General features: G+C 37.6%; 36 protein-coding genes and 1 other RNA gene. 32 read left to right on the top strand and 5 right to left on the bottom strand.

The annotated features are described in order from the left end of the window. The first annotated feature begins 22 nt into the window (after positions 1-22). Both BM098_RS03660 and rnr read left to right on the top strand, forming a co-directional pair. On the top strand, positions 23-766 hold the full coding sequence (locus tag BM098_RS03660; RefSeq protein WP_089830521.1) for an alpha/beta hydrolase: 744 nt from the start codon (positions 23-25) through the stop codon (positions 764-766). A gap of 69 nt (positions 767-835) precedes the next feature. Further along, complete coding sequence (gene rnr / locus BM098_RS03655) at positions 836-3,142, top strand: ribonuclease R (RefSeq protein WP_089830520.1); 2,307 nt, start codon at positions 836-838, stop codon at positions 3,140-3,142. Between the two features lie 89 nt (positions 3,143-3,231). Here the strand turns inward: rnr and BM098_RS03650 are convergent, their stop codons facing one another. After that, positions 3,232-3,507 carry a hypothetical protein gene (locus tag BM098_RS03650; RefSeq protein ID WP_089830518.1) on the bottom strand — a complete coding sequence of 92 codons (276 nt, stop codon included), beginning with the start codon at positions 3,505-3,507 and terminating at the stop codon, positions 3,232-3,234. Between the two features lie 4 nt (positions 3,508-3,511). Further along, complete coding sequence (locus BM098_RS03645; protein WP_089830517.1) at positions 3,512-4,351, bottom strand: GNAT family N-acetyltransferase; 840 nt, start codon at positions 4,349-4,351, stop codon at positions 3,512-3,514. Between the two features lie 121 nt (positions 4,352-4,472). On the opposite strand from BM098_RS03645, the gene smpB reads away from it, so the two are divergent. Together smpB and ssrA are read left to right on the top strand one after the other, a co-directional pair. Then, positions 4,473-4,934, top strand: a complete 462-nt coding sequence (gene smpB / locus BM098_RS03640; protein WP_089830516.1) for an SsrA-binding protein SmpB — start codon at positions 4,473-4,475, stop codon at positions 4,932-4,934. A gap of 105 nt (positions 4,935-5,039) precedes the next feature. Next, positions 5,040-5,403: a transfer-messenger RNA gene (gene ssrA, locus BM098_RS03635) on the top strand. A gap of 63 nt (positions 5,404-5,466) precedes the next feature. Here the strand turns inward: ssrA and BM098_RS03630 are convergent. Together BM098_RS03630 and BM098_RS03625 are read right to left on the bottom strand one after the other, a co-directional pair. Further along, positions 5,467-6,546: a tyrosine-type recombinase/integrase gene (locus BM098_RS03630; protein ID WP_089830515.1), complete on the bottom strand. Its 1,080-nt coding sequence runs from the start codon at positions 6,544-6,546 to the stop codon at positions 5,467-5,469. 71 nt (positions 6,547-6,617) lie between these two features. Then, positions 6,618-7,265: a LexA family protein gene (locus BM098_RS03625; protein ID WP_234987403.1), complete on the bottom strand. Its 648-nt coding sequence runs from the start codon at positions 7,263-7,265 to the stop codon at positions 6,618-6,620. Between the two features lie 205 nt (positions 7,266-7,470). Between BM098_RS03625 and BM098_RS03620 the strand changes: the two genes are divergently transcribed. Genes BM098_RS03620 through BM098_RS03600 form a run of 5 tightly spaced genes read left to right on the top strand, consistent with a single transcriptional unit; the run spans position 7,471 to position 9,309 of the window. Further along, on the top strand, positions 7,471-7,692 hold the full coding sequence (locus BM098_RS03620) for a hypothetical protein (protein ID WP_089830514.1): 222 nt from the start codon (positions 7,471-7,473) through the stop codon (positions 7,690-7,692). Beyond that, the gene (locus BM098_RS03615) at positions 7,693-8,025 is read left to right on the top strand and encodes a hypothetical protein (protein ID WP_089830512.1); all 333 of its coding nucleotides are present in this window, start codon (positions 7,693-7,695) and stop codon (positions 8,023-8,025) included. Beyond that, the gene (locus BM098_RS03610) at positions 8,026-8,775 is read left to right on the top strand and encodes a Rha family transcriptional regulator (protein WP_089830510.1); all 750 of its coding nucleotides are present in this window, start codon (positions 8,026-8,028) and stop codon (positions 8,773-8,775) included. Further along, complete coding sequence (locus BM098_RS03605; RefSeq protein ID WP_089830508.1) at positions 8,776-9,036, top strand: hypothetical protein; 261 nt, start codon at positions 8,776-8,778, stop codon at positions 9,034-9,036. 24 nt (positions 9,037-9,060) lie between these two features. Beyond that, a complete protein-coding gene (locus BM098_RS03600) occupies positions 9,061-9,309 on the top strand; it encodes a hypothetical protein (protein WP_089830506.1) in 249 nt (82 codons plus the stop codon). On the opposite strand, the gene BM098_RS03595 is transcribed toward BM098_RS03600, so the two are convergent. Beyond that, on the bottom strand, positions 9,290-9,769 hold the full coding sequence (locus BM098_RS03595; protein ID WP_089830504.1) for a hypothetical protein: 480 nt from the start codon (positions 9,767-9,769) through the stop codon (positions 9,290-9,292). The two genes, BM098_RS03600 and BM098_RS03595, sit on opposite strands and share 20 nt — an antisense overlap. Before the next feature lie 75 nt (positions 9,770-9,844). Here BM098_RS03595 and BM098_RS03590 point away from each other — a divergent pair, with 75 nt between their 5' ends. From BM098_RS03590 to BM098_RS03490, 23 genes are all read left to right on the top strand, one after another. Next, positions 9,845-10,045, top strand: coding sequence for a helix-turn-helix domain-containing protein (locus tag BM098_RS03590; RefSeq protein ID WP_089830502.1), 201 nt, complete (start codon positions 9,845-9,847; stop codon positions 10,043-10,045). Further along, entirely contained in the window at positions 10,035-10,268 is a 234-nt protein-coding gene (locus BM098_RS03585) for a helix-turn-helix transcriptional regulator (protein ID WP_089830500.1), read from the top strand. The genes BM098_RS03590 and BM098_RS03585 overlap by 11 nt, the downstream gene beginning before the upstream one ends. Then, positions 10,231-10,479, top strand: coding sequence for a hypothetical protein (locus BM098_RS03580; RefSeq protein WP_143423370.1), 249 nt, complete (start codon positions 10,231-10,233; stop codon positions 10,477-10,479). The genes BM098_RS03585 and BM098_RS03580 overlap by 38 nt, the downstream gene beginning before the upstream one ends. After that, positions 10,479-10,706: a hypothetical protein gene (locus tag BM098_RS03575; protein WP_089830496.1), complete on the top strand. Its 228-nt coding sequence runs from the start codon at positions 10,479-10,481 to the stop codon at positions 10,704-10,706. The genes BM098_RS03580 and BM098_RS03575 overlap by 1 nt, the downstream gene beginning before the upstream one ends. Beyond that, entirely contained in the window at positions 10,687-10,932 is a 246-nt protein-coding gene (locus BM098_RS03570; protein ID WP_089830494.1) for a hypothetical protein, read from the top strand. The genes BM098_RS03575 and BM098_RS03570 overlap by 20 nt, the downstream gene beginning before the upstream one ends. Further along, the gene (locus BM098_RS03565) at positions 10,929-11,204 is read left to right on the top strand and encodes a hypothetical protein (RefSeq protein WP_089830492.1); all 276 of its coding nucleotides are present in this window, start codon (positions 10,929-10,931) and stop codon (positions 11,202-11,204) included. Before BM098_RS03570 ends, BM098_RS03565 begins: the two co-directional genes overlap by 4 nt. Positions 11,205-11,279: 75 nt before the next feature. Then, a complete protein-coding gene (locus tag BM098_RS13970; protein ID WP_373863184.1) occupies positions 11,280-11,444 on the top strand; it encodes a DUF6906 family protein in 165 nt (54 codons plus the stop codon). Between the two features lie 64 nt (positions 11,445-11,508). After that, complete coding sequence (locus BM098_RS03560; protein ID WP_234987402.1) at positions 11,509-11,895, top strand: replication terminator protein; 387 nt, start codon at positions 11,509-11,511, stop codon at positions 11,893-11,895. Continuing rightward, the gene (locus BM098_RS03555) at positions 11,895-12,596 is read left to right on the top strand and encodes a hypothetical protein (protein WP_089830490.1); all 702 of its coding nucleotides are present in this window, start codon (positions 11,895-11,897) and stop codon (positions 12,594-12,596) included. The genes BM098_RS03560 and BM098_RS03555 overlap by 1 nt, the downstream gene beginning before the upstream one ends. Positions 12,597-12,696: 100 nt before the next feature. After that, positions 12,697-13,323 (top strand): zinc-finger domain-containing protein, encoded by a 627-nt coding sequence (locus BM098_RS03550; protein WP_159430104.1) that lies wholly within the window; start codon positions 12,697-12,699, stop codon positions 13,321-13,323. 19 nt (positions 13,324-13,342) lie between these two features. Next, a complete protein-coding gene (locus BM098_RS03545) occupies positions 13,343-14,137 on the top strand; it encodes a phage replisome organizer N-terminal domain-containing protein (protein ID WP_089830486.1) in 795 nt (264 codons plus the stop codon). Between the two features lie 11 nt (positions 14,138-14,148). After that, positions 14,149-14,958: an ATP-binding protein gene (locus BM098_RS03540; protein ID WP_089830484.1), complete on the top strand. Its 810-nt coding sequence runs from the start codon at positions 14,149-14,151 to the stop codon at positions 14,956-14,958. Between the two features lie 124 nt (positions 14,959-15,082). Continuing rightward, complete coding sequence (locus BM098_RS03535; protein ID WP_089830482.1) at positions 15,083-15,424, top strand: HNH endonuclease; 342 nt, start codon at positions 15,083-15,085, stop codon at positions 15,422-15,424. Positions 15,425-15,545: 121 nt separating this feature from the next. Further along, the gene (gene ssb, locus BM098_RS03530; RefSeq protein WP_089830480.1) at positions 15,546-15,959 is read left to right on the top strand and encodes a single-stranded DNA-binding protein; all 414 of its coding nucleotides are present in this window, start codon (positions 15,546-15,548) and stop codon (positions 15,957-15,959) included. Positions 15,960-15,971: 12 nt separating this feature from the next. Continuing rightward, the gene (locus BM098_RS03525; protein ID WP_089830478.1) at positions 15,972-16,538 is read left to right on the top strand and encodes a helix-turn-helix domain-containing protein; all 567 of its coding nucleotides are present in this window, start codon (positions 15,972-15,974) and stop codon (positions 16,536-16,538) included. Then, on the top strand, positions 16,516-16,656 hold the full coding sequence (locus BM098_RS13405; protein ID WP_159430103.1) for a hypothetical protein: 141 nt from the start codon (positions 16,516-16,518) through the stop codon (positions 16,654-16,656). Before BM098_RS03525 ends, BM098_RS13405 begins: the two co-directional genes overlap by 23 nt. Before the next feature lie 224 nt (positions 16,657-16,880). Beyond that, positions 16,881-17,282 (top strand): hypothetical protein, encoded by a 402-nt coding sequence (locus tag BM098_RS03520; protein WP_089830476.1) that lies wholly within the window; start codon positions 16,881-16,883, stop codon positions 17,280-17,282. 143 nt (positions 17,283-17,425) lie between these two features. Then, entirely contained in the window at positions 17,426-18,097 is a 672-nt protein-coding gene (locus BM098_RS03510; RefSeq protein ID WP_234987401.1) for a hypothetical protein, read from the top strand. Between the two features lie 23 nt (positions 18,098-18,120). After that, positions 18,121-18,528: a beta-sandwich lipoprotein gene (locus BM098_RS03505; RefSeq protein ID WP_089830470.1), complete on the top strand. Its 408-nt coding sequence runs from the start codon at positions 18,121-18,123 to the stop codon at positions 18,526-18,528. Next, positions 18,525-18,797, top strand: a complete 273-nt coding sequence (locus BM098_RS03500; RefSeq protein ID WP_089830468.1) for a hypothetical protein — start codon at positions 18,525-18,527, stop codon at positions 18,795-18,797. The genes BM098_RS03505 and BM098_RS03500 overlap by 4 nt, the downstream gene beginning before the upstream one ends. Before the next feature lie 12 nt (positions 18,798-18,809). Further along, positions 18,810-19,139: a hypothetical protein gene (locus BM098_RS03495; RefSeq protein ID WP_089830466.1), complete on the top strand. Its 330-nt coding sequence runs from the start codon at positions 18,810-18,812 to the stop codon at positions 19,137-19,139. Further along, positions 19,136-19,282, top strand: coding sequence for a hypothetical protein (locus tag BM098_RS13400; RefSeq protein ID WP_159430102.1), 147 nt, complete (start codon positions 19,136-19,138; stop codon positions 19,280-19,282). Before BM098_RS03495 ends, BM098_RS13400 begins: the two co-directional genes overlap by 4 nt. Before the next feature lie 170 nt (positions 19,283-19,452). After that, the gene (locus tag BM098_RS03490) at positions 19,453-20,010 is read left to right on the top strand and encodes a dUTP diphosphatase (protein ID WP_089830463.1); all 558 of its coding nucleotides are present in this window, start codon (positions 19,453-19,455) and stop codon (positions 20,008-20,010) included. Positions 20,011-20,021 lie beyond the last annotated feature (11 nt).

The following is a 20,021-nucleotide window of genomic DNA, read 5'->3' as shown; positions in this document are numbered from 1 at the left end:
TAGGGAAGAAAGGACGATCGATTTGAAAATCAAACAACCAGAACCGTTTATGTTTAAAGGTGGGAAAAGAGCGGTATTACTATTACATGGGTTTACTGGTCATAGTGCGGATGTGCGCATGCTCGGCCGCTTTTTAGAAACGAAAGGCTACACATCACTGGGACCGATTTACCGTGGACACGGGAAAACTCCAGAAGATTTACTTGATGGCTCCGCCGAAACATGGTACGCGGATGTTGTCAAAGCGTATCAACAACTAAAACAAGACGGCTATGACAAAATTGCCGTTTTAGGCTTATCACTCGGAGGTGTCCTTAGCCTAAAACTGGCAACTGAGAATCCAGTCGTTGGTGTCGGTACGATGTGTTCACCGATGTTCTTTGACAATGAGACGCAATTGACGAAAGGTTTTCGTTACTTTGCTAGTCAATATAAACAAAAAGAAGGTAAATCAAGTGACGTCATTACAGAAGAAGTGAAAGCACTGACGAAAAATGCTGAGCCACTATTTGATAGTCTTGCAAGTTTAATTAATGAAGTGCGCGGGGGGCTCGATCATATTTATACACCAACACTCGTCATTCAAGCAGAAGATGATCAAATGATTAACATCGCTAGTGCGACAGAGATTTATGACCACGTAGAATGTGATATTAAAGAGATTCACTGGTATCCTGATGCTGGACATGCGATCACTCTAGGACCAAAACGTGACGAGGTCCATGAAACGGTCTACCGGTTCTTAGAATCATTGGCTTGGGATTAGAATATATTTATAAAAGTATAAAATAAAAGTAACAGATAACCAATAGGTTAGAAAGAAGGTGAAGGAAGAATGAATGATTTAAAACAAAAGATTTTAATATTTATTACAGAAGAAGCAGAGCGACCGGTATCAGTGGATGACATTAGTGACGCTGTGTTTGACGAGACCGTCACAAGTGACATGTTCACCGAGCTTATGAAGACACTCAATGACTTAGAAGGCGAAGGCCGGATTATGTTGACGAGAAAGAATAAATACGTCTCACCAGGACGTGCGGGACTTGTGCGCGGTAAAGTCCAAATGCATAAAAAAGGGTTTGCGTTTTTAATTCCTGAAGAAGAGGGAATAAAGGATTTATATTTACATCCGCACGATTTAAATGGTGCGATGAATGGCGATATTGTATTAGCGCGCGCAGACCAAGAAGTAAGTGGCGATAAACGTGTTGAAGGTATCGTTGAAAGAATCCTCGAGCGGGGTTCAACACGTGTTATCGGAAATTACATTGATAAAGGTAACTTCGGTTTTGTGGTGGCAGATGATAAACGGATTCCAAATGATGTTTTCGTTAAAAAAGAAGACAGTCAAGGTGCTGTTGATGGTCATAAGGTCATTGTGAACATCTTAAAATTTCCTGAAGGTCAAAATGCGGCTGAAGGTGAAGTGGTTGAAATTTTGGGACATAAAAATGACCCAGGTGTGGATATTCTTTCAATCATTCATAAACACAACATTGAGATTGAGTTTCCTGATGAGGTGTTAGACCAAGCGAAGAACGTAAAAGAAACGATTGATGAGGCTGATCTTAAAGGTCGGGTTGACCGTCGTGATGAAACGATTGTGACAATTGACGGGGCTGACGCGAAAGATTTAGATGATGCGATTAGAGTGGAACAGTTAGACAATGGTAACCACTTATTAGGGGTATATATTGCCGATGTGTCTTACTATGTTGAAGAAGGGTCACCGATTGACGTTGAAGCATATAAACGTGGAACGAGTGTCTATCTTGTTGACCGCGTAATTCCTATGATCCCGCACCGATTATCGAACGGAATTTGTTCACTTAATCCTCATGTTGATCGGTTAGTGCTTGCCTGTGAGATGGAGATTTCGCCGGAAGGTGAAGTTGTGTCACACGATATATTCCAAAGTGTGATCAACACATCTGCCCGGATGACTTACCAAGCGGTTAATCAAATTTTAACCGATCAAGATGAGGCGACAATGAAAGAATATGAGTCACTCGTTTCGATGTTTAACGATATGGAACAACTGGCGCAAATTTTACGTAAAAAGCGGATGGACCGTGGTGCGATTGATTTTGATTTCAATGAAGCAAAAGTACTAGTGGATGAATCAGGTCACCCAACAGATGTTGTCCTGCGACACCGCGGGGTGTCTGAACGTCTGATTGAAGAATTTATGTTAGCGGCCAATGAAACGATTGCCGAACACTTCCACTGGATGGATGTGCCGTTTATTCACCGGATTCACGAAGACCCAGACGAAGATCGTCTTCAAAAATTCTTTGAATTTATTGGTCAGTTTGGTTATAGCGTCAAAGGTGTTAAAAATGATATTCATCCTCAAGCTTTACAACGCGTGCTAGATGAAGTGAAAGGCGAACAAGAAGAGATGATTATCTCAAAACTGATGCTTCGGTCAATGAAACAAGCGAAGTACGACCCAAAAAGCATTGGTCATTTCGGGCTTGCGACCGAGTTTTATACGCACTTCACCTCGCCGATTAGACGGTACCCTGACTTAATTGTTCATCGACTTATTCGCACTTATCTGATCAACGGTGACCTCAGTAACGATACACAAGCAAAATGGAAAGAAAAATTAGCTGAGATTGCTAAACACACGTCAGAACAAGAGCGAGTGGCTGTTGATGCTGAACGTGATACTGATGAACTGAAAAAAGCAGAATTTATGCAAGATAAGATTGGCGAAGAGTTTGAAGGGGTTATTAGTTCAGTGACCGGTTTTGGTCTCTTTGTTGAACTGGAGAATACTGTCGAAGGGCTTGTGCACGTTAGTGACTTAACTGATGACTATTACCACTACGATGAAACGCGTTATGCGATGATTGGTGAAAGAACCGGTAATGTGTTTAGAATCGGTGACGTGATTGAAGTTCGTGTTGAAGCGGTCAATTTAGAAGAACAATCGATTGACTTTGAGATTGTGGGTATGAAAAAGAAAGCGAAGCGACCAAAAGCTGATTTTAATCGTGGTCCGAAAGGTAAAGGCCCTGCAAAAGGTTCAAAGAAAAAACATGGCGACGATAAAAAGCCGAAACGAAAAAAGAAAAAACAAAAAGGGCGCGCTGTCCCACCAAAAGCTGCGAAAAAGAAGCGTAAGAAGTAAGATGTAATATAAATATAAAGACAGATCATTAGCCAAGGAGCCAATGATCTGTCTTTTCTTTATATACCTATTTTGATGTTGACGTCTTTTCAATCGGTACGAACATCAATACTGCCGTTACTTGTGTCAAGACGGACATCGTCTGTAAGCGTCAGGCCATAGGCATCAATCGAACCGTTTTTTGTTTCTGCCTCAACCATCATTGCTTTGTCAGGAGAATGGATGACTTCAATGATTTCCTCATCTGAAAAGCTGCCTTGATGACTTAAAAAGGCACCCAATAATCCCGTGGTAATAAGAATCATTCCAACAATGATAAATGTTTTTTCATTGTATCCACCTTTTTCATCGTTATCATTATTCAAATCATTATATGAACGTGCCGTGCAGTTCCCAACCTGGTTCTAGTCGGAAGCAGTCTTTATCTGTTAGTTTTTGATATTGGGTTAGTGAAAAATTAAACCAAGGTAAACGATCGGGTTCATGTTTTAATAACTGGTCAATCGTAAAGAATAAACCGGGTGTCGTAAAGAGATCATCATGAACATAGCGGATATTCAGTAATGCTTCACCCTTATAATCATTATCGACAAATAAGCAGTGACCTGTGAGAGGGGACTTGAATAGCCGCATCACCCGTAATTTTTCAGCTGGTATTAAGTTTTCAGTCAGTGGGAAAGGGTAGTACGCTTCATAAGGAAACGAAGCAACCCCGCGATTGGTCAAGGATTGAAGTGCTTGTCGTTTCTCGTCATAATCAGTTATTTCATCCCAAAGAATCTGATCTGTGATCAGTGGCTTAAGATTAACAGCTGGGAAACTGTGGTACGTATCGATATGTTTCATACCTAGCTTCGTGAGTATTTTCTTTGCGGGCGTATTATCAATCTGGGTATAGCCGCCGATGAACTTTACGCTAGGGTCTTGTTTAACGGTATCAACAAGATAGTGAAGTAACTGCGTTGAGTAGCCTAATTGCCTAAACTGTTTATCACTTCGAAGACGCCCCAGCATGGCGTTGCCACCTGGGAAATATGTATACCCAGCGACACTTGCAAGTATATCGTCATCGAATAGGCCGTAAAGGTAATTAGCGGGTGGTGTCACCAGTCGCTCAAAGACCGTTAACATATAATCATTGTTCATGCCTGTTTGCATTTGTTGATAAAGAGAAAAATCATTCATTGTGAGTCGTCGAATTGATATCATCGATCGTAATCCTTTCTTCTACTTTCATCTAGAGGTGTGTATTTCATTCCTTTTCATTGTATAATAAGATCAAGCTTGGTAAAATAGAAAAAGGACAATTTAACAAAGCGAGGTGAGAAACATGCCAAAAGGATCAGGAAAAGTCGTCGCTCAAAATAAAAAAGCGAATCATGACTTCTTTATTGAGGAAACATTAGAAGCGGGTATTGTCTTACAAGGAACAGAAATCAAATCTGTACGTAATGGCCGTGTTAATATGAAAGATAGTTTCGCGCGGGTAAGTAACGGTGAAGTATTCTTGCATAACTTGCACATTTCCCCTTATGAACAAGGAAATATTCATAACCACGAGCCGACGCGGATGCGTAAGTTGTTGTTGCATAAAAAACAAATCGCAAAATTAATTGGAGAAACCCAACAAGCAGGGTATTCACTGGTTCCAATTAAAATTTATTTAAAAGATGGCTACGCAAAAGTCCTTATCGGACTCGGAAAAGGTAAGAAGAAATATGATAAACGTGAAGATTTAAAACGCAAACAAATGAAACGTGATGTTGCACGTGCTTTAAAAGATCGCGATTAACGAACGGGGATCTGACTTGAAAAAGTGTGAAATTCCTGTTATAGTAGACGATGTAAGAAAATTGAATAGGCGCAAGTTACGCCTCTTTCTGTACTTTCCTATTACGGGGACGTTACGGATTCGACAGGGGTAGTTTGAGCTCAAGCTGCGTGTCGAGGTTACGGCTCGTAAAACGTTACCCGCCAATAATAACTGGCAAACAAAACAATTTCTCTTTAGCAGCTGCCTAAGCAATTGCTAAAGGATCCCGCTTAGCATCACCCATGTGCTAAGATTTGGGGTCTCAACTGAAGTGGGATACGCTAACCTCCACCGTCTGAGGACGGTTAGAAGAGTCTAATCAGACTAGCAACATGGACGCCTGTTGATTGGCATATGTGCTTGCGAATCCAAAATAGATCAACTACACATGTAGACGCTTGAGTGGCGATATCTCTGGACGTGGGTTCGACTCCCACCGTCTCCACCAATATGACTTAGGTCGTTGGGGGAGTAAGAACTTAAATTTTGTGATACACTTTGTGATACAGTTTTATTTTATTTTATAAACTTTAGCGAGTTTGAAGTCATCTTCCATTTGGGAGATGGCTTCTTTTTCTTTGCTCGGATATAAATGCGCGTATATGTCCAATGTCGTGGACGTATTCGCGTGTCCTAGACGTTTACTCACAATTTGAATGTCATTGCCTGCGTTTATTAAATAACTTGCGTGTGAGTGTCTTAAATCATGTAGACGTATCTTTGTTACTTCAGCTTTTTCTATATATCTGTCAAAGTAACGATTCACGCTTGTATCAGATAAGCTGTCGTAAAACTCGCCAAAGACAACATAATCTGGTTTACTAAACTTACTGATCTTTAACTCGGCAAGTAAATTAATCGTGTGCGATGGCATCTGTATCTTGCGTACAGATGATTCGTTTTTAGGTGTTGTCACTCGTCGTTTCATTGTCGTTTTATTGATATCAACAGTATTATTGTCTAAGTCAATATCCTTCCAGGTGAGTGCTAACGCTTCACCTTTCCGCATCCCACCATAAAAAAGCAGCATGAACAATGCTTTGTATTCTAAGCGATCCACCACACTAATAAACTGCTTAAATTCTTCTAACTGCCAATAATTCATCCGTTTCGGTTCTCTTAAATCAATGTTACCGACTTCTTTAGCGACATTATTCTTTAAATACTCCATTTTAATAGCGTAATTAAAAATCGCTGACAATATTGTGTGCGCTTTTTTAGCACTAGCAACACTTAACTTATCAAGTAGCTTGTCATGCAATACCGCAACATCACGTCGTGTGATATTTTTAATTAGCTTGTTTTTAAAGTGTGTCTTGAGATAAAGACGCACGACGCTTTCTGTTTTATTATACGATGATTCTTTACGTCGTTTCTTATACCAGTCTGTGTACATATCAGCGACTTCACTAAATGTGACGTTTTCTTCGTCAGCCGTTTCAAATTCATATAAAAAATCAACTTCGGCCTTCTTTGCTTCACGTTGTGTTTTAAAGCCGCGCTTCATATACCGTTTCTTTTCTCCGCTTTTTAACTCAACTGTCACACTATAATAGTACGTGTTACGTTTCTTATCTTTATAAACAGTCATGATGATTTCTCCTTTCATAAATTTAAGCCCTGATGATCAGTCAGGGCTATTAAGTTTTTAGCGCTAAGAACTTAATCTAACTCTACAATATAAACGACAACTTTACCGTGTATGACTAGATTTTCATTATTATCACTTGTCACGTAGTCGTAAAAACGTTTGTCGTGTGAATCTGGTCTAAAGATGATTCTATTGTCATCTCTAAAGTACCGTTTGACTGAATAATCGTGATTGTCTGAGTAAACAACAATGTCACCATCTTTCAGTAAGTTACAATCCGTCGGTTTAATAGCGATGATAGAACCGTGCGGAATGATACGATTCATCGATTCGCCATTGATGCGCATCATGTAAATATCTTTATCTCCTGCCCATTTGCCCATGATTGAATCCGGAACACTTATCTTTTCGGCATGATCTATGCCGTCAACTGTCAAAGGTAGTCCGGCGCTTATTGATGTTGGTAAGTAAACATATTTACTTGATGTGAAAGTTGATTCTTTTTCAGGCGCTCGATCGTTTTCTTCTACCAAATCTTCTATTTTAACTCCTAATGTATTGGCTACTTTTAAAACGCTATCTATAGAAGCTCTCTCTAAATCTCTGTCAATAAAAGATTTGATTGTGGTATATGGAACTCCGGCAGCTTTAGAAAACTGGCTTATGTTTTTGTATCTACTTCTTAAAATCATATTCTCTAATCTTTTTCCTTTGCTCATGTTTTCACCCCCTTTTTCTTTTTTTGAATTATAGTTACGATATTTCGTAACTAAATTAATCTTATCATTATATGGTTATGATGTAAAGCATTAAAATACGACAAAATGTAATTTTTTTAATAAAAACCATTGACAAGTTACGACATGTAGTTTAAAGTTAAAAATGTAAGTTACGACACATCGTAGATGGAGAGGAGTTGACTATATGTACCCAAATTTAAACGCAGAACTAGCTAGAAGAAATATCAAGCGAACTGACATAGCTAAAGATTTGTTTAACGGTCGAACTGCTACAGTTTCCGACAAATTGAACGGAAGATATCCCCTTCAGTTATCGGAAGCGATAAAAATTAAAAAGCGGTATTTCCCAGAATTAGAATTAGGTTATTTGTTCGAGCCTGAAAATGAATCAGAAGAGGTGAAATAAATGAGTAATTTCAGTATCAATTTTTCCGATGAAGAACAATACAAGAAATTCATTCAATCCATTAAGGATGAAGTTGTTCAAGAGATTCAACCAAGAACAGTGTACAACCCGTCTTGGATAACTGTAAGGCAGGATATGGAGAGTCGATTCCGCAGCGATTATAACGACAATTGCGGTCATTGGCACAATAACCAACAATCTATGTATGCAATTTTTAGATTAGCTTTTCAAAAGCGATCAATCAAAGATTTGGATGACGTTGATGGTACGAAGATTAAATCACTACACGATGAATTATTCCAACTTATTGATAAATACCGGGAGGGAAATTAAATGAATCAATTAGAAAAAACGTTAACAAGTTTAGAAGTAGCCGAAATGGTAGATCGAGAGCACAAAGAAGTCTTGAGAGATATCCGCAATATACTTAGTCAAATAGGTGAGAGCAAAATTGCGCTGTCCTATTTTATTGAATCAACATATCAAAATTCTCAAAACAAACATTTACCATGTTACAACCTCACCAAAAAAGGTTGCGAACTTTACTCAACGCGAATGACTGGAGAAAAAGGAACACAATTCGCTGTTGCTTACATCGAACGTTTTAACAAGATGGAGAACCACATTAAACAAAATGAGATAAACACATCAAATTTAAGTCCTGAACTTCAAATGTTCAATGGTTTATTTCAATCTTTGGCTAAGCAAGAATTGGCTACGAAACAGTTAGAAACAAAAGTTGATGGTATTCGTGATGTGGTTGCACTCAACACTACAGACTGGCGAAAAGATGCGCGTCAATTAATCAGTAAGATAGCTCAATCTCGCGGCGGATTTGAAGCATATAAAGAAGTTAATAACGAGATTTACAAGGAGGTTGAACGTAGAGGTGGTTATCAATTAAGTGTGAGACTTACCAATAAACGTAGACGTTTAGCTGATGAAGGAGTTAGTAAATCAAAACGAGACAAGCTTAGCAAAGTAGATGTAATCGCAGACGACAAACGCATAACCGAGATTTATGTAGCTGTGGTTAAGGAGTTTGCAATTAAAAACGGTGTAACTATCAAGGAGGCAAATTAAATGTTTAAAAATGCAGAATTAACAGTAATCGAAAACAACGCAAACGTATCTGTTGAGTATGACGAGAACAACGACATTTATAACTTGACATTGATTGAGTACGACGAAGGTAAAACGGTGGCGACAGATACAGGTAGTCACACAGCCCACGAAATCAAAAACGTAGCAACTGTTCAAATCGAAAAGAAAGACGTTAAACAAATCATCAAAATGTTAGAGTATATCACTTCAAACGATGGATATATCGAAAACAATTATTAAATTAATCGAAAGGAAATGATCTAAATGGAGAAAATTCAACAAGCCAAATTTTTACCCACAGTAAACGAACTACAAGAGATGGGAAGTGAAGAATTTGAAGAGTGGACTTCTCATGCAGTATATGAACTGGCTAGAAGAAAAAATGAGAGGGATCCGTACCCAAATTTAAAAACTAAATTAAAAAGTATACTTGAGAATCCCTCACTAAATGAAACTCATAAGGAGGTACGCATTCTAGAAGCTTTGCAGAAATTTAGTGATTGGTACCTTTGATAGCTATTAGTGTTATTTCAGAGTTTCGTAAGCTTAGAAAAGGCAATTCAATGTTATCAGTCAAGGATATAGGGTTATACAATACATCATCAATCTCACTATCTATATCAGAGAAGTCAATCATATCAACGATTTCTCTTAACGTATTGTAGATTAATCTAGGATCGTCAAGCTTCCGTAAAAAATCTCCGTGCTGTTTGATGTATTCGTGTGAAGTGTTGTGAATTTCACTTAAAAATGGAGAAATTCCTTTATAGTGAATCTTTCTATCTATTACTCCTATTCCATCAACATATTCTTCAACAATTGAATTTGAGTTCCAGTTTATGAGATCACCAGTCCATAAACGATTGTCAATTTGTAAGACTACTTTAAATTTTTTGTCTTTGGCTATGCTATTTTCAGAAAAAAATCTTTTTAAGAGCACATCAAAAGCTTGGAGTTTAATAATTTCATTCATTCATCTCACCCCCTTATACAGTATTTAACAATATTCTAACACAATATATTGAGTTATCAAAGGGAGAGTGTACGCATGTTAAGGGTTAAAGAACTACTTGAAGAAAAGAACATATCAATCTATCAATTATCTAAACTAACAGGTCTTTATGATTCCACACTAAACAACATTGTAAATAACAGTGAAGCTAATCCGACATTTAATAAAATATGCAAAATTGCGGATGCTTTGGAAGTTTCACTAGATGAATTGAGAGGTGATAAACATGAATGCTAAATTATTCGTCGCTCGTAGAGAAAACAGATTAAAACAATCTGACGTAGCAAAGAAACTGCACATAAGCAAACAAACGTACTACAAAAAAGAAAAAGGCATTAACTGTTTTACACAAAAAGAAATGGTTCAACTCGCGAGAATATTTAACTGCACATTGAACGACTTATTTTGGGAGGGTGAAGAAGATGAACAGATACCAGGACTTAATCGATCGCATGGATAAATGGGAAAACGGTCATTTAGTCGTAGACGGAAGCGGAGTGTTGAAGTTACAACGTAAGTCTGATGATGAGATTGTCGCTATTCACAGAGATAGCAAGATTGAAGTATTTAACGAAAACAGATTTGAAAAGCACAGTTACGAAACATTACTAACTGTTACTGACGAAGATGGATACCCCGCTTATGCAGGTCACTATACGAGGGTGAAATGATGTCTAGATACTTTATCACTTTTGGAGAATTAGCCTTTATTGGATTTGAAGATAATGAAGCCAGGTTCGCTGTAATGGATAGCCCGGGTTGGGGAAGTAAAGTGAAAGTGTATGACAATGCCATTAGTGTTTGGCACGACAAACAAATTTTAGGATTTGGTCGGGTTAAATTCGCCAGAAACTTCAAGGAAATCGGAGGGGAAATTGATGTACAACGTACTCACTAATATTGATGAATTTTTAAGGAAGTTTAAAGAACGGTTTGAAGAAGTAAAAGCGTGTAACAACTTACGGATTAGAGATTATCGAATTCAAGCGCTTATGACAGACATTGAACGTGCATTTGATATTCCGGTAGCTGATAGAGCAAAACGAGAAGCATTTAAAGTTGGTTTCCCGGAAGTATGGGATTTGTATCAGCGAGTATCTAAAGAGCGGTGGCCGAATCAATGAACTTCTTAACCTATATTGCCTTTACGACTTTTACCGCTTCATTGGTAACCGCTTCAATCACAATTGCGCTAGCTTTAAAGATTGGTAGCACACGCAATATTAATAAAGTACTGATAGATCAGATAGGCGCACATATAGAATGTACGAACTTATTGATTGAAAAGCAATACATCGAAGGTAACTATGAAGCGCTTAACAAGTTACTAGTCAATCAATTAACGAATTACAGGGATATAAGAAAATTACTGAAGGAGGACAAACATGAATATTAAAGTATCTTTTTGGATGCGGTTAAGCAAGAAACAACAGCTTAGTCTACTGATGAAGCGGAAAGGGGGTGAGATCTAATGAAGCATGGTAAGAAGCCGAACAGACAACAGAAACTACTAATGAGCAAATACAAGATTGATAGCGGAAACTGGTTAGTTGTTAAGAATTTAAACGATGAGTTAGTCGTGAGCCATCGGGAGACAGGCAGATTGAGAACGTTAGACAAGTCAGTTATGCAATAAAAAGAACCTTACTATTGTAAGGCCCTTAACCAACTAAATTATAACACGAAAGGGTGTAAATGCAATGGATGAAATGATTGTTGATTTAAATGACTTTGCTGACGGAGCATTAGCAGAACGCTTTAACTATGAATTGAAAAACCTGCTCCAAAATATTGCGGATCCTAACACGGACCCGAAGAAGAAACGTAAGTTACAAATCGTCTTAACGTTAACGTCTAATGAAAAGCGTGAAATCGCTGAAGTAGATATTGATGTTAAAACAACACCGGCACCAAGATTATCACTAGGTTCTACGTTAGTTATGGATAGAGATGAAGCGGGTTATGCAACAGCAGCGGAATTAAAGAGTGGCATGAAAGACCAGACGTATTTTGATTCAGAGGATGGTCGTATCAAGGACGACCGCGGCGGCGTTATCGACTTTAAAGCACAGGGAGGAAATAAATAATGATTAAAGAAGCAATGCAGTATATCGCAGATTTAAGTAACAAGAAGGTATTAGACGTTAATAACCAAAAGTACGCAACAGGTTCTATGCAAGTACTCAGCAAGCCGACGGTTCAAACTATCACCGTACAAAGCTTATCCGGTTTAGTGGATTACATTAAAACGAATTTTGATTCGCTAAAAAAAGTATTGATTCACATCGTAGATCCGCAGACTGTTCGTGTCATGACCGAACATAACGAAGATATGAACCGTCAACATTACTTAGAAGCCAAAGCGTTCGTTCCTGCGTTTAATTTTGATCGTTTTTACGATGCGGAATCATTCAATATTAAGCTGCAGTCCGTTTTCGTGAAGAACGAGGACCGAGATATCGTTTTAAAGGTTGTTGGTAATCTACGTGAAGAAAACGTTAAATCCATCGGTGATGATGGTGTCAGTCAGTCTGTATCTGCCAAAGTGGGGATTGCAACTGTTGCTGACGTAAAGGTGCCTAATCCGGTCCTATTAGCGCCATACAGAACATTTACAGAAGTGGCGCAACCTGAATCTAATTTTGTTTTACGTATGCGTGATGGTGGAGAATGCGCTCTATTTGAAGCGGATGGTGGTGCTTGGCAACTAAATGCTATGGATTCGATTAAATATCACCTGCAGTATCAATTAAAAGATATCGATGTGCATGTAGATATTATCTCGTAATTAAAACAGGGGCCTTCATTTGAAAGCCCCTAACCCAATAATAGTGATGGTGCAACATCACTTAACACGATTATACATGAAAATAGGTCGAGGTGATAGAGTGTCAAAACAACGTCGTTTGAAAATATTATCTGAGATAGATCATCTCAATGATAACTTTTGCAATAATTGCGAGTACTCTCAATTATCCTCGACAAAACAGTGCAGAGGTTGTCCTGTATTTAAACAATTAAACGATTTAGGTAATCAGTTATGTATGACGAAGCAAAGGGGCGATAAACCGATGGCAGGAATAAACTTGAGTGACAAAGACTTAGAAAAAACTACGTCGCTAAGAGATCAAGGTAAAACATACAGAGAAATAGCTGAACATTTTGGAATAAAAATGACCACACTATACGACAAACATAAAAAGTTTTTGCGTAAGGCCGACAAAAAAGAGCGAAGTAATCAACCTGAAGCTAGTGATAAAAAAGATGGTTACGACCAACTGAAGAAAGATTACGAAAAGATTAAAAGCGAGCATGAAGAAGCGTTGGGATTAATAAACGCAATGGCTGAAGAAAACTCTGAGTTGCAGGAAGAATTGAAAAGCAGCAAAGAGATGTACGAAACTCTTAGTTCGCAGCAAACCATCCAATTTACACAATGTAATTGTAGTGGATCAGACGTTACTAAGCACCTAGAAGTATTGTTACATCATTACATGTCAGAGACGTTGAAATAACGGGATTGGAGTGTTCTAAATGGCTAAAACAAAAAGGTTTTACTGGTTAAAGTTAAAGAACGATTTTTTTAATCAACGTGAAATAAAAAAACTAAGAAAGATAGCTGGTGGCGATACTTTCACGATTATATATTTAAAAATGCAATTACTAAGTATAAAGAATGACGGAATAATTTCCTTTGAAGGGACTGAAGATGGATTGGATGAGCAGTTGTCTTTAGAACTTGATGAAGATATCGACAATGTAAAACTTACGCTTGCTTTTTTGCACACGAATAACTTGATTGAGAACATAACTGAAGATGATTATTTACTTAATAAAGTTCCAGATGTGATAGGGTCTGAAAGCGAGTCAGCAGAACGCGTTAGACGTTTAAGAAACAAAAAAAACGGTCAAAAAACGTTACATTGTAACGATGGTGTAACAGAAGGTAACACAGAGATAGAGAAAGAGTTAGATATAGAGTTAGAGAAAGAAAAAGATATTGTCCGTGATCTGTTCGATCACTTTCTCTCTCAGGGCATTATTCAACATAAAAAATTAACGAACACAATGAGAAGTGCAACGAAAGCAAGATTGAAAGATTACAGCTTTGACGAATTGAAACAAGCTATCAACAATTACGCAATGGTATTTAAAAGTGAAAAACATTGGTTTACTCACAAATACACATTTGCAGATTTAATGCGAGACAAAGACATACGTAAATTCGTTGATGAAGCTGACCCGATTAACAACTTTGCTAAAGATAGCTACAAACAAAAAACACAAAGCCCTACGTTCGATTATAACCCGGATGTAGACGCGTTTTAGGAGGGCGAAACGTGCGACGATTTGACGAAATGATAAAAGAGAAGTTCGGTATTGAGGAAGCGGGAAAAGAAACGTGTGAAAAATGCGGAGAAACCTATACTTTGTATCACACACCAAAAGGGACAGTAGGCGCATGTAAGCCGTGTTACGACAAAGAGTTTATACAGAGTTTGGACTTACCAACAAAAGATGAATACCGACGATCTAAAGTGACAGGTGTTATCAGCGAGTTAGAACGTGTCACAAGCGACTTAGTCGATGCGACAGTGAATAACTATCAACCGAAAGATAAAACGCAAGTCAAAGCGAAAGAAATAGCGAAAAACTACATCATGAACTTTGATAAAGAACACTCACTTGTTTTGAGTGGCAATCCCGGACTTGGCAAAACACACTTAGCTTATGCCATTGCGAAAGGCGTGCGTAAGATGCGCGATGATGACGGTAATCACTACACGACGTTATTCATCAAAAGCACAGACTTATTGCAAAAGATTAAAGCGACGTATCATCGTGAATCGACTCTATCAGAAGATCGCATCTTAAATTTAATAGACCAAGTAGATTTACTGGTGCTTGATGATGTTGGTTCAGAGTATATCAAGAAAAATGATGATGGATCAGAGACATGGGCGACAGACATTTTATATAAAGTCGCTGATATGCGCTTGGGTAAAGCGTTAGTCGTCACAACAAACTATAACGAATCCAGTCTTGTTGAGAAGTTTGGCAATAACGGCCCACGCGTCATTGATAGATTGCTAGACAACGCAGAACGCCACCGATTAGAGGGTGAGAGCTTTAGAAAGAATCGATTCTAGGAGGATTATATCATGCAAGGAGTTATATACTTTAAAGCTAGAAAAAACGGTGATTGCAGAAATGTTTTTGATAAATTCCCGCTTCTATGCCAGGAAGTTGGGTTGACAAAGGAGGACCTTAATCATGACGTTCAGTCCTTACAGCAAACAATCGCAACTAGGAAGTAAACGTAAGAAGACGAATCGTAACTTCTCGCCATCAGTTAAACAAGCCATATTCGAACGTGACGGCTATAAATGCGTGAAGTGTGGAAAAGGCATCATCGAGAGCGTACCGCATCACATTACTTTTAAGTCACAAGGTGGAACTGGTGAGAAGCGGAATGGAGTCACAGTATGTAGGTCCTGTCATGATTGGGCACATGGTTTGAAGATAGGCCCATATCATGAACCCGCACATCTAGGTCGTAAATGGTTTGAGAATTGGCGAGAGCGTCGCTTAGATCAGGACGGTAACTATTTATGAAAATCTACGTTTTGGAGAGAGCAATCAGAGCAAGAAGCGGCGAGATATTACAGGTCGTACAAACGTTCGATTCTAAGCCAAGACGTTACACTTACATTATTTTTATTTAGGAGATGACAAGATGTTAAACAGAGTAGTACTAGTCGGTAGATTGGTTAAAGATCCGGATTTAAGGTACACACAAAGCGGTAAAGCGGTAGCTAACTTTACTATCGCAGTCAATAAGCCATTCACTAATCAAAATGGCGAACGTGAAGCGGATTTTATTAACTGTGTGATTTGGAACAAACCTGCCGAGAACTTAGCGAATTACATGAGTAAGGGCCAAATGATTGGTGTAGATGGCAATTTACAGACACGTAGTTACGATGGCCAAGATGGCAAACGAGTATTTGTCACTGAAGTATTAGCTGGATCCGTACAGTTTTTAGAATCTAAGAAAAATAGTAAACAAGAAGCGGTTGATTATCCGAGAACAGCACCGCAAACGCAAAACGAGCCGATTGATATTTCAGACGATGATCTACCATTTTAGGAGGGAGTAGTTTTGGACGAAAGAACAAGATTATTAATTGAGTTAGATAAATTGATTGCTGATGATGCACCGACACACGAGCTACAAGCAATGCTAGATAAGATTTATCCGAAGCGTGTGGCCAAACGCAAGAAGTTGCAAAGAAAGCCGTCTAAAGAATTAACCAAAGACGAACGAGAGTACCTCTTTGACTTGAATGGAGTCAAATACGCAAAATCTAATGGTTACACAGACGAAGAGCTTAACAAGATTATTGAATTAAGATTTATTGAGCAATGGACTGCAAAAGACATCGCTATCGAATTGAATCGTACGGAATCGGCAATAAAAGGAAAGATACGTTATTTAGTTAAAACAGATGAATGTGCGAAAAAATACTTTAACGAAGAACAAAAGCTGAAAGAAGAAAAGGTACTACGCAAAGAAAAGCAAGTACTTGATCTTGTTCGCGAAGGTAAAACGAATAAAGAAATTGCTGAGTTGGTACCAGGGGTTTCAAGCAGTAGTAACGTCACGAAGATTAAAAGCAAATATCAAATGATTCTTGGTGATAAACGTGTCAAGAAAACAGTTTATTGACTTACTCAATAGATTAGGTATTTACCAAGCTAAACAGATGACGGATGCAGAACTTGTCATAATCTATCACGAATTGAAGCGGGTAGAAGAGTTAATCAACGAATACAGCAAACAATGAGGTGTGTAAATGAGATACTCCGAAATAATTGATGCTAAGAAGCGGATACACGTTATACAAGAACTTGCTAACAAATTTGACTATCACGATGTGCAAGATAAATCATACGAAAAGCTTGTTAGTATACTTACTCATTTTAGAGCGTCAGAAATCAACCACGATCATCCATTCGATATATGGTTCTGACGTAGTTGAGAGAAACTGTTCATTAAGGAGGCAACACTTTGAAAGTTAAAGAATTCGAAAATGGGCTTGTTATTAAACATCGTAAGTCGGCTATTATCTTCGAGAATGCAGAAGGAAAAAAAGAAAAAGAGGAACGTTTTGTATATAGGTTTTCATCAAAAGAATTTAAAGTGTTTACTGATTATATTAAAAAAATTGCAAATGAATCTTGGACTAATATAGCGCCTAAAGAAGCCCATAGCATGGGTTCTGATTATGACGAATACTATGACCACCGATATGATGATAACGGCTATTTATCCCTTTTAGATGATGGGATTTCTATTAGAGCACCTTATTGGTCAGTTGATACACTTTACCAATTTAACAAAGCTAAAATTCAATCGTTTATTTATGATTTGGACCAAAAGTTACTGCGTAGTTCGAGTAAAACTACGTAATACATGTTAAGGGAGAAATGGTGAGATGTTAAAAAAATTAGCAGTCTGGTATTTAAGAAAAAGTAACTGTTCTGTACTTATCGGATTTGAGATAAAATCCGGATATGTAAGGTCGATTAAAAATAATACGTTTATTTATGATAATGAGCTATGTGATGTTGAATACAGAACAAGCGATGACGAACGTTTGTTTCTTCCGAAAGGAAAATTCAGTATACAACAAAGGAGATGAAGAAATGAAGTTAAAAGACACCAAAATACTCATTCCACAAATACCAAAAGAATGGAATGAAAGATTACGTTCGGGACACACAAATATTTGGAATGAACACTCCTATAATAGTGAATTGCCAGAAGTAAGATTAGATCCACCAATGCGAGGTTTGTATGCTGAAAGGTTTGAATATGGATGGTATTGGGTTTGTGGTTGCAACAAATGCTTAAACAATAATGAAAAATATTCTTATATTGTCTGCGAAGAGCATGACCGATGTGTTACGTGTGGCACCCATAGAAAAGATCTTACTGAAATACCATGGGGTACACCAGATGGGTTTCAATGTAAGTCTTGCAATTCAATAGAACATGAAGAACGTAAGCAAGAAGCGTTACAACTTGCAAAAGAAAACGGTCATGATGAATGGGATTGTTTCCATCAAGATAAAATCATATGTCCTGTTTGCGCTTCGGAATATTCTGACGATGATATACACCAGGTTGTAAAACATGAAATGGAATGTGATGTCTGTAATACATGCTTTGTCGTTGAAGTCGAATACGATGTGAAATACACATCGACTTTAAAGAATAAATAAACAGCTTCAGAGGAGATGAAGAAATGAAACAACGAAAATTGATTTTACTAACTATGGTGTTACTAACAATATTATTAAGCGCTTGTTCAGCGGCGGATACAGTGTCACACAATATCAGCAAGGATTCAGACGAGTTCAGAGTGATCAGACGCGTGGTTTTTTATAACTCACTCACTGACACTTATATCATGGAGATGGTCGGGAACATCAGTGTAGACCTCGACCGAGACAACGTTATCGAAGTCATCGCAAAGGTCGGACCGGACAAATATCAAAAGCATTATCTAGGACTGAGCGACAATGTGACGTACACAGTCGAGCAATTAAGAACGTCAGACGTGTCTGAATATGATTACAAGATGATTTTCAAACCGGAAAAAATTATACCTATCGACATTGAATATAAGACTGGGGAGGAAGAGATGGAATGAAAAAGAGACTAAAAAAGAAAGTGATCAAGCAATTAGCTGCTAAATCTAAACGGATGGAATCAACCGGGGAAAAAATAAAGCCGACAGAATTAGAAAGCAGGGTTGCCGAAAGTATATTTAAAAGCGAATTCGATAAGTTTCAGACGAAAGAATATTTAGAGCAAACTATTTATAGTGAAGGTTATTTAACGAGAATGCAACGGAAAGTAAAAGAAATAGACAACATGTTCAAATCTAAAAATCTATTAGAACTAGCTAAAAAAATGTGAGGAAGTGACGGAATGATTAAAGTATTTTGCCAACCAAGAAAAAGCGGAAAGACAACGAAACTTATTAAGATGGCTCACGAATCCAACGCTATCATAATAGTCAATAGTTCAGATCAAGCTAAAGAGGTTAGTTTTATTGCTAAGCGTATGGGTTTAGTTATTCCTAAGCCGATATCAGTCGATGAATATATTAGTTCTTATGATAAATATAAAAGATATCCATTATTAGTCGATGAGGCACAAAGTGTACTAAACAGGCTGTTAAAAGGAAACGTCCAAGCGATGACAATCACTGATTACGATGAAACTATAGACTACGATAAATTAGGTTATTATTTATGAAACGTCACGATAAGGAACTAGCTGAGATATTACACAACGTAGAAGCATATATAAAAGCTTTAGAAGAAACAAACGAACGATTAGAACAAGAAAATGAACAGTTGCAAAAAGAACTAATTAAAGTGCAATCGAGAGGAATTTGATTTTGATGATATTTAAAATATTAATACTTTATATAATCGTAACAATTGCATGGATGCTATTAGAGAAAATCATATATGGTCAAACACAACCGAGATTAGTCGATGATGTGATAGCGATCGTATTAAGTATTTCTTTATATTACAATTTTAATTAAAAGGAGAACGTGAACATGGATTTAAAACAGTTGTTTGAAACGCAGCGAAAACTAGATGAACGCATAGTCGAAGAAAAAGGATTACAAGGTAAAGATCTTCTTGCAGAAAAGTATTTAGCGTTGAGGACAGAATTAGGAGAACTTGCAAATGAGTGGCGAGGATTTAAGTTTTGGAGTGAAGACCAAAAACCGAGAACGAAAGGTAGCTGGGTTTGCTATACAGGGGTTGAAAATGGTGATTTTATTAATCTTTATGAAAATCCATTGTTAGAAGAATACGTCGATTGTCTGCATTTTTTGTTATCTATCGGAAATGAATATCATTTTTCTGTCTATACAGCACTTAAACCGACTGGATTGGATTATACGATCTTGCACCAATTTAACCAACTATTTAATCATGTGGAATCGGTTAAAAATTGCATGTCTATGGGTGTGTTAGGTTCGTATGAAATGTTGTTTAATGGTTTTTTAAATTTAGGAAGATTGCTAGGTTTTACAGACGAACAGATAGAACAAGCCTACTACGACAAAAATAAAACCAATCACGAGAGACAATATAATGGTTATTAAAACAGTCAGTG

This window comes from Halolactibacillus halophilus (genome assembly GCF_900115605.1).
Classification (GTDB): domain Bacteria; phylum Bacillota; class Bacilli; order Bacillales; family Amphibacillaceae; genus Halolactibacillus; species Halolactibacillus halophilus.
This window is presented reverse-complemented; position numbering and strand designations above follow the sequence as displayed.